1 protein-coding gene is annotated in these 1,219 nt (G+C 70.5%); it reads left to right on the plus strand.

Features of this window, described 5'->3' with window-relative positions:
* The coding region (locus tag ABZ876_RS39085; protein ID WP_361791206.1) for a condensation domain-containing protein at positions 1 to 1,219 on the plus strand (1,219 nt) is incomplete at both ends.

Below are 1,219 nucleotides of genomic sequence, written 5' to 3' on the forward strand. Positions count from 1 at the left end.
GAGTTCATGGTCCCGGCCGTCGTCGTGATCCTGGCTGAACTTCCGTTGACCGCGCACCGCAAGGTCGACCGGCGTGCCCTCCCCGCCCCCGACTATACGGATGCCCAGCGAGCACGTGGTCCGCGCGATGCTCGCGAGGAGACCCTCTGCGGCATCTTCGCGGAGGTGCTCGGGGTGGAGCGGGTCGGTATCGACGACAGCTTCTTCGACCTCGGCGGCCACTCCCTGCACGCCACCCGTGTCATCAGCCGCATCCGCGCGGTTTTCGGCGTGGAGGTTCCCCCGCGCGCGCTGTTCGAGGCGCCGACCGTCGCCCAGCTGAACGCCCGCATGACAGGTGCCGAGGGGGCTCGTCCCCGGCTGGAGCCGGTGGGTCGTCCGGGTGAGGTGCCGTTGTCGTTCGCTCAGCGGCGGCTGTGGTTCCTCAACCGGATCCAGGGGGTGGAGTCGGCGACGTACAACATGCCGATCGCGCTTCGGCTCACCGGCCGACTGGACCGGGTGGCGTTGGCGGCGGCGCTGGGGGATGTGGTGGCGCGCCACGAGAGTCTGCGTACGGTCTTCCCGGAGGGCCCGGACGGCACGCCGCGCCAGCGCGTGCTCGACGTGGCCGACGCCACGGTGGACCTGCCCGTGCGGCAGATCAGCGAAGAGGACGCGCCGGAGGCGGTCGCACTGACCGCACGCCGTGGTTTCGATCTGACGGCAGAACCCCCGCTGCGAGCGGAGCTGTTCGCGATCGAGGACACCACGCACATCCTGGTGGTCGTCCTCCATCACATCGCGGGTGACGGCTGGTCGCTGGCCCCCCTCGCCCGTGACGTCGCCCTGGCCTACGAGGCCCGCGTGGGTGACCGCGTCCCGGCCTGGCGGCCGCTGCCGGTGCAGTACGCGGACTATGCGCTGTGGCAGCGCGAGCTGCTCGGCGACGAATCCGACCCGGACAGCCTGCTCAGCAAGCAGGTCGCGTACTGGACCGAACAACTCGCCGACCTGCCCGATCAACTGGACCTTCCCTTCGACCGTCCTCGACCGGCCGCGTCCTCGTACCAAGGCGGGACCGTTCCGGTGACCCTTGACGCCGAGCTGCACCGGAACATCGCGGAACTCGCCCGGCAGTCCGACGCGAGTGTGTTCATGGTGGTGCAGGCGGCACTGGCGACACTGCTGTCCCGGCTGGGCGCGGGCACGGACATTCCGATCGGTTCGCCGGTGGCGG

Source organism: Streptomyces sp. NPDC046931 (genome assembly GCF_040644655.1).
Classification (GTDB): domain Bacteria; phylum Actinomycetota; class Actinomycetes; order Streptomycetales; family Streptomycetaceae; genus Streptomyces.